This window comes from Marinimicrobium agarilyticum DSM 16975 (assembly GCF_000423345.1).
In the GTDB taxonomy this organism is placed as follows: Bacteria; Pseudomonadota; Gammaproteobacteria; order Pseudomonadales; family Cellvibrionaceae; genus Marinimicrobium; species Marinimicrobium agarilyticum.
Genome location: NZ_AUHU01000018.1, coordinates 21,863 through 30,000, shown reverse-complemented (window position 1 = coordinate 30,000; position 8,138 = coordinate 21,863). Strand labels below are relative to the sequence as shown.

Genomic DNA, 8,138 nt, shown 5'->3' with positions numbered 1-8,138 from the left:
ACAGTGTTTGGGGGAGGGGTTCTGCAACAGGAGGGAGCGCCCTTCCCTGGGCGCCAGGTCAATACGACCTTAGTTCTTGGTCTTGTCAATGATCTTGTTAGAGCCAATCCAGGGCATCATGGCGCGCAAGCGCTCGCCCACCTGTTCAATCGGATGCTCCGCGTTCAGGCGACGACGGGCGGTCATTTCAGGGTAGTTCAGATCGCCTTCACTGATAAAGCGCTTGGCGTACTCGCCCGTTTGAATGTTCTTCAACGCCTGACGCATGGCTTCACGGGACTGGTCGTTGATGACCTGCGGACCGGTCACGTATTCCCCATACTCGGCATTGTTGGAGATGGAGTAGTTCATGTCGGCGATACCCCCCTCGTACATCAGGTCGACGATCAACTTGAGTTCGTGCAGACACTCAAAGTAAGCCATCTCCGGCGCATAACCCGCCTCAGTCAGGGTTTCAAAAGCCGCCTTGACCAACTCGACGGTACCGCCACACAGAACCGCCTGCTCACCAAACAAGTCGGTTTCCGTCTCGTCTTTGAAGGTGGTCTCGATAATACCGGTGCGGCCCCCACCAATGGCAGACGCGTAGGACAGGGCAACATCTTTGGCTTTACCGGACGCGTCCTGGAACAAGGCAATCAGGTCGGGGATACCGCCGCCCTTCACAAACTCGGTGCGTACGGTGTGGCCCGGCGCCTTGGGGGCGATCATGATCACATCCAGATCCTTGCGAGGCACAACCTGATTGTAGTGGATGGCAAAACCGTGAGCGAACGCCAGGGTAGCGCCCTGCTTCAGATTCGGCTCGATGGTGTCCTTATAGAGGGCAGACTGGAACTCGTCCGGGGTCAGCACCATAACCACATCAGCGCTTTTGACCGCATCAGCCACGCTGGCCACTTTCAAACCGGCGCCTTCCGCCTTGGCGACGGAGCTGGAGCCTTCGCGCAGCCCTACAACGACATCCACGCCAGAGTCTTTCAGGTTGTTGGCGTGGGCGTGCCCCTGGGAACCGTAGCCCAGAATGGCAACTTTCTTGCCCTTGATGATGGAAAGGTCGCAGTCTTTATCGTAATAAACGTGCATATCGGATCTCCTGATTGAGCTCATTGAGTATGGGGAAATGGAAAGTGCCGCAGTTTAAGGAAAAACCGATGTAACGTAAAATGATATATTCGCAACTTATTGTTGCAATTTACGCAACCTTCATTTTGGAGCAACCGCATGGACCCACAAAAGCTGCGCCTCTACACGGCTTTGGCCGCCACACGGCACTTCGGACGTGCGGCAAACCAATGCCATGTAAGCCCATCCACTATCAGCCGGAACCTGAAACAGCTGGAAGAAGACCTGCAGACCACATTGATGCTGCGTGACAACCGCTCTGTCGTCCTCACCCCTGAAGGCGAACGTTTCCTGCAGTTTGCCCGCGAAAGCCTCCAGCGATGGGAGACCTTCCAGGAAACGCTGAACAGCAACGCCGCCGAACTGAAGGGCCAGCTCAGCATCTATTGCTCGGTCACCGCCAGTTATAGCTTCTTACACGAATTGCTGACTCAGTTTCGCGGGCGCTACCCGGGCATTGCCATCAAGCTTCATACTGGAGACCCAGCCCAGGCGATTGAACGAATCATCGCCGGACAGGAAGATATCGCCATCGCCGCCCGGCCCGACCGGATTCCCGGCAACCTGGAATTCAAATCCATTGCTCAATCTCCCCTGTTACTCATAGGCCCCACTGACGATCACCCGCTACCAAAGGCCGCACACCCTTGGCACAAATGTCCCGTCATCATTCCAGAAGAAGGTTTGGCGAGAGAGCGATTCGACACTTGGTGCCGAAAACAACAAGTGACGCCAGACATTTACGCTGAAGTGAAGGGCAACGAAGCTATCGTGAGCATGGTGAGCTTGGGCTTTGGGCTGGGACTGGTGCCGGAGATTGTCCTGAAAAACAGCCCTCTTAAAGGCCGTGTCAGGCCACTGGCGGAACAGCCGGATCTTGGGCCGTTTGAGACAGGGATTTGCGTGTTGCGACGACGACTGAAAAGCCCGATTGTTTCAGCGCTTTGGGCTGAGATCCTCTAGGGTCTAGCAACAAGCCCTACCAGCCCCCCTAAAAAAAGCCCCGACTCTCGCCGGGGCTTTATCAAGCTTATCCAGTAAGCCCAGAATCTATTCGAACATCACAGGCTCTGAGGTCTCCAGGATACCATTGGCACCGTTTACAACTCGTTCCCCACGTTCGGTTAACACGGCTTCGTCCGCCTGCTCTGACAGACTCAGCTCGTTCGAACTGAACCAGGTGCTCGCAGTCCAGCCGAAGGGCACAACGTGCCAACCCAGGGTTTTGGCCGTCAGCATGGAACCAGCGTCCAGCGCACCCGAGGTAAAATCCACCTCCAGCTCATCCACCGCACCTGCGGATTCAAAGCCTTGCTCGTAAATAGGTTGCAGGTCATCCACGACACTATCGCCGATAATCTCAACATCATCTACCTTGAACTCACCGGCCACGGTATCCCCGTACTGGAAGCCAAACATCTGGGGAGACAATGTGCGAGCGAAATCCGCCGGGTAGTCCTCATCGGTGATTTCAAACTCGATATCGCTCCACTCACCGTAGTTGATCGCTTCCATGTCGACCGAACCAAAAGCGAAGTGCTGCCAGCTACCACTTTGGAAGAAGAACTGCATCCAGAAATCGGTTCCAGCGAATGCTTCCGGCAAGAACACACGGGCTTTTACCGTCAAATTCCCTCCAAAGTTAATCGCCTGCACCGAGTTCACGTCAGATTTATTCACTGCACCAGTATCACCGGCGGGAACGCTGGCGACCATTTCACCCTCTACGTTAGAAAGTTCGACTTGCCCATCGTCCCATCCAGCGTTTTGGAAGCCCTCCAAACCGTTGCTGAAGGTCGCCTTATACTGAGTATCTGTGACAATCTTAGTGGGGCGAGCCGACGGGTCTTCAACCACAAAGGAGTCAATCAAAATCGGGGCGGTTTTGGGCGTGCTTATACCCCCGACCTGAAGACCAAATGCCTGAGCAATGTGAATATCCGACGCAGGTTCCACCGTTTCATTGAAATTTATTGTGTACTTCAGCTCAGTCCACTCTCCCGGCACCAACTGGGAGGGGCTCACCGATATTGAGTTCCAGGACCAACCTTCACCAAACTGGCCGAATGCGTTCATCCACATACTGGGTAGATCACCGGCATACTCTTCCGGTAGAAACATCCTCACTGTGACATTCAAGGTTTTACTGAAATCAATCGTTCCGATCGCATCGCCGTTCCAAGCGGCCATTTGATAGTTCACCTGCCCTGCCGTCGGCAACGCCTGCAAGCTACCATCAGCTACCCAAGAGTCGGCGCCATCAACCATCCACTGCTCGGTGTTGCCGTCAGTATTGAACTCCGAAGTGAACATGGGCGGTACGCCCGGAAAAATATTCATGTTGTCGAACTTTATTTCGCCTTCGGCTTCGTCAGATTTCCCATTGGCCAAAATTTCAACACCTACGTGAGTCACAGCTTCTTGATCAAACTCCGTGGCGCCCCCCATCAGGTCGGCCGAATCAATTTCTTCTGGCACATCGAAGCGCAGTTTGTTCCAGGTGTTTTCCCGCAGTTCCCGAGCCAATGACATACCCAAGCGCAGACGGTTGCCATCGGCATCCACCAGGTACATAGCGATACCAGTGGTACCATTAGGCGCGTAATTGGAACTGCCGGGAGAAACCCGCATAAACTCCAGATAGCGACGATCCATAAACACATCCAGTGACGCCGCGCCACCGGTCACGTCGAGGGTTTCGCCAAACGCGTTCACATAGCCCACACCGTCTTCAGCGCTGGACCAGGGCGTGTTCACAGAAATAGCCGAGTCACCGCGAGCCTGCGCCATAAAGACGCTTTCATCCACTGGAAAATCACCCACACCAGATCCGGCAAAGGCGTTCATAACGAACGGGACATCCTCACCCGCCAACAAGTTATTCGCCGAGATGACCTTGTCCGCACTGTCCCAATGGAAGCCTTCACCATTTGCGGCGAATATAAGGTTCGCTTCATCATCAGCTGCCATCAGTTCGCGACCACGTCCCGCCAGAAAGGCCTTGTAGTCCTGGCCGCAACTCGGCGCATCAATCATCAAAGGAACCTTGAAGCCCGCGTTACGAAATTTTCGAATCAAAGCTTTATAGGTATCAACATACTCCGCATACCCCAAGCTCCCCGAGTTAAAGATCCCCACAGGCCCCCAGCCATCGGCGATATTGATTATTATTCGACCCTGAAAGCGATCCTGAACAATGACTTCCAGCCATTCACCCAACCACAGATCATCAACAGCGTTCAGCAGAAAATCGGGGGTTTCCACGCACTTAACCTGACTTCCGTCGTCGGTTAGCGTAATAACCGCAACCATATTGTTCTCTGCGATTCGACCCAGCGCCGCCTCCAACTGCGTCGCCGTTGTTTGCGGATTAACCATCAATCTGACGGCGTTGGCGCCGCCAGCGGCCATGGGATCAACGGCCTCAAGCATCTCTCCCGGGGCGCTTTGATAATCCAACGTAGCACCACGCAACAATGCCCTTTCACCCGTAACATCCAGAACAAAGTGTTCTGTAGTGGTCATCGTGGGCTCACTCTCCGGAGGCCGAGGGCGATCCGTCGGATCGATACTCCCGGCTTCAGGACGAAGTGGATCAATATCTTTGTCTGTACCCAGAAGACTGTCGCCACCACCACAGCCACCGGTCATCAAGGCAGCGGTCATAATGGCCCAAGGTAAAATTTTAGTGTTCATAGACCTAGCTCCAAATTCATTATTCTCAAGTATTTTTCAACAGGCTCATTCAGCACTTTTGGAACGCTTAACGTTGGCATTAGAAGCTGACCGTAACGCCCAGCGTATAGCGACGCTCCTGAACCCATATGTTCTGGAGCTGATGTTCATACTGGGCGTAGACCCTTCTGCTTTCCTCGGTAAGGTTGGTGCCGTTGAGATAAACACTAAAGTGCTCATTGATCCAGTAGTTGACCGACATATCCAAGTAGCCAATGGGCTCCGCCCAATTGGCCAGATTGACCGGCTCGCCGCTGGTACTGAGTCCCGCGCGCCCGGTATATTCTTCGCTGCGCCAGTTATACGCCGCTCGAACATTCAGGCCATCTTTGTCATACCAGAGAATCAAGTTGCTTTGGTGCTCAGAGTTTGAAGGGAGCGGCAAGGTATTGCCCTCCAAATCCTCATCCTCTGAATCGCTCTGCGAATAGGTATAGTTAAACTCCATACCGGTGGAGCTTAGGAAGTCACCCGGCAGGAAGGTGAACGGTTGTTTGTAGCCGAACTCTAAGCCATAGAGTGAGGATGCTTCGGCGTTGTCGGAAACCCAGACGTTCGCCGTATTGCCGCGATCAACGCCATCACCGTCCACAAAACTCCGACGCTCCTGATAGCTCTCCACCGACGTACCGACATCAATGAAAAACAAGCCGACCCCCAGAATGGCATTTTCATCGAAATACCACTCGGCGGAGGTGTTGTAGACGTCGGCCTCCCAGGGGTCGATATCGATATTGCCGTTATCCGTACCGCCTCCGACACAAGAAACAACATCACCAACCATTTCCCCCTCACTGTTCAGATACAGTACACGTTCGCCATTCTCGTCGGTTTTCTCGCAGTCGGTGTACCACAGACTCAAGCCGGACCCGACATTCTGGAGATCATTCCTGGACGTGGTCCGTGCCGCCGCAAAACGAACAACCGTGTCATCCGTGGGGAACAGATTCATGTTCAGAGAAGGAAGGTACTGGGTGAAGGAACGCTCCATGGTTACGGGGTCGTAGACGAACGCCAGACGCTGATGGTCCAGAGCGCCAATAGAGTTGAAAACGTCCAACACCTCGGGCACCGAATTTCGAATAACGGTGCGGTCTGTTTGCAGCGCCTTCAGGCCTACGTTACCGCTATAGGGAATCCCCCACAGCCCTTCGTCAGATTCAAAGTTGAATTGAACATAAGCTTCGGTCGATGCTTCTTCCACATTGTAGGCATACGCCGGATCTTCCACTGTTCTGGTTCCCGGGTATAACCGATTCATGAAGTCCAGCGGGTTGTCCCAGGCCTGAGGGTCAAGTGCCGAAACGCCATTCTCAAACCCTGAGAAGGGACCAAAGTCGTTGAAAACAACCGTATTGCCCGCCGAGAACCCGTTGTTATACAGGCCCGCGTCAATCAACGCCTGCTCTTCGTCCTCATAGTTAAACCTCCGCCAGTCAGGGTACTGCTGCCAGATCCGGTTTCCCGAATAAAGCTGGTTGCGTTTTTCAATGGGAATTCGTTGATCATTGGCGTAACGCTGGGTAGGCGTGACATAAGCAAAATCTGTGTAGTCCGCATCGCGCACCCCGTAGCGAACACCGAAATCCACGGACCTCAGGATGCCGGTGTCCGTCTGAAAGTTAACGTCCACACGCCCTACGTTGAGAGAGGCGTCGGTATTGCTTCCGGTGGCAATCGCTTGATACATCTCCAGGAGATTTGCATCTGATACATCGCGATCAAAAGAAAATGAAGGGAATTCTCCTCGGTAGTCTACTGTCAAGTCGTAAGGTTTGACTGGATCTTTTCCGGGGATATCGTCCACATCCACCCATAGCCAGGCAGGGCTACCCTGTTGTAGAACGGCGTCTCTGTACCGTCTTTCAGCCTCGGCATGTACAAACCGAACGGAAACGTCAAGGTTATCGTTGTTGGTGTAGTCCAATTGAAGATTGGTGTTCAAGGCTGCGGTTTTGTTAATTTGATTCGACGATCTGGTTTGGAAGTCCGGCGCCGAGACTTCCGCTACCCTAAGACTGTGCAACGTTCTCGTTTGCTCCACACCATCCGCATCAAAGAAAGTAAAGTCACCTCCCCTGGAAAATATGGACCCCTCTTGCAAGGTGTTAAAAAGGCCGGGCTCTGTGCCAGGCTTTCCGTTCTCTTGAAAAGATGACACAGCATCTTTGCCATTGAACTGGACCTGAACCCCACGATTATACTGGTCCATCCGCGTGTAGAAGGCATCCCCTCTGACGGTGAAATTATCATTGATATTCCACTCAGCACTAAATGATCCACCCTCACGCTCGCGGGTAACGAAGCTACTGCTTACCCCGTAATTCTGCGGAACAAGATACCAGTCATTGACCAAGTCTCCGTCCCCATCAAAGTCGAGCGGGTCGGTGGGCGTACCATTTTGCTGATCAAGGAAACCAAACTGGGGGTTCTCATACATAGAGTAGTTGGCGTTGTAAGTCTCCGAACTGAACCCCGAAAGATTGAAGGCAAACACATCGTCGTGGTTATAGCCAAAGAATACGCTGGCATTGTAGTCCGGATCCCGCGTGCTGGTACTGCCGTCCGCATTCGTCTCATCTTTGGAACGATCCCCCTGGGAGGCTTCGTAACGCACGTTGCTGGTTATTCCATCCTCCATACTGAGAGGTGCCAGCGTTTTAAGATCTACCACCCCAGAAATACCACCGGCCACCATCTGAGCAGACTGGGACTTGTAGACATCAACCCCCCCTATCATGCTGGCCGGGATATCGGAATAGTTGGCCCCGACGCTTGTGATGCTCCAAGGACTAAGGAACTGCTCACCGTTGAGGGTGGTCAGCACCTGGGGCATACCACGGATGTTGAGGGACGTTCCCTCGTTGGCCTCCCGAGTAATCTGCACCCCGGTCACCCGCTGAAGCGAGTCCGTAATAGTCGTATCCGGCATGCGGCCGATATCTTCCGCCACAATAGAATCGACGATTCGGTCGGAGTCTCGCTTGATATCAATCGCCTTCGCCTGCGATTGTCTGACCCCCTTTACAATAATTTCTTCCAGGAGGTCTGCTTCTGTCTCGGTAGTGGCCTGATCCTGGGCGATAACCGATGTGCTCCCCAAAGCACACCCAATCGCCAAAGCCAAAGCGGTTTTGGTGGGACTAAACCCTGCGCGATAGATCATACGGAGTTTCCTCATGCTGCCTTTTTATGGACGTTATTGTTGAATTCGGATGTCGAACAGCCGTTTTCTATTGTTCTAACTGAGTTCAGCCGATGGCGGGCCGAGTCACGTT

At 53.4% G+C, this 8,138-nt stretch carries 4 protein-coding genes; 1 reads left to right on the top strand and 3 read right to left on the bottom strand.

What is annotated here, in order from left to right:
• Window positions 1-69: 69 nt before the first annotated feature.
• The gene (gene ilvC, locus G547_RS0115520) at window positions 70-1,086 is read right to left on the bottom strand and encodes a ketol-acid reductoisomerase (RefSeq protein WP_027330648.1); all 1,017 of its coding nucleotides are present in this window, start codon (window positions 1,084-1,086) and stop codon (window positions 70-72) included.
• A 138-nt stretch (window positions 1,087-1,224) separates the two neighbouring features.
• On the opposite strand from ilvC, the gene ilvY reads away from it, so the two are divergent.
• The gene (ilvY, locus tag G547_RS0115515; RefSeq protein WP_027330647.1) at window positions 1,225-2,088 is read left to right on the top strand and encodes an HTH-type transcriptional activator IlvY; all 864 of its coding nucleotides are present in this window, start codon (window positions 1,225-1,227) and stop codon (window positions 2,086-2,088) included.
• An 87-nt stretch (window positions 2,089-2,175) separates the two neighbouring features.
• Here ilvY and G547_RS0115510 read toward each other — a convergent pair whose 3' ends face one another.
• Window positions 2,176-4,821 carry a hypothetical protein gene (locus tag G547_RS0115510; protein ID WP_027330646.1) on the bottom strand — a complete coding sequence of 882 codons (2,646 nt, stop codon included), beginning with the start codon at window positions 4,819-4,821 and terminating at the stop codon, window positions 2,176-2,178.
• 79 nt (window positions 4,822-4,900) lie between these two features.
• Window positions 4,901-8,026: a TonB-dependent receptor gene (locus tag G547_RS0115505; RefSeq protein ID WP_051235586.1), complete on the bottom strand. Its 3,126-nt coding sequence runs from the start codon at window positions 8,024-8,026 to the stop codon at window positions 4,901-4,903.
• Window positions 8,027-8,138 lie beyond the last annotated feature (112 nt).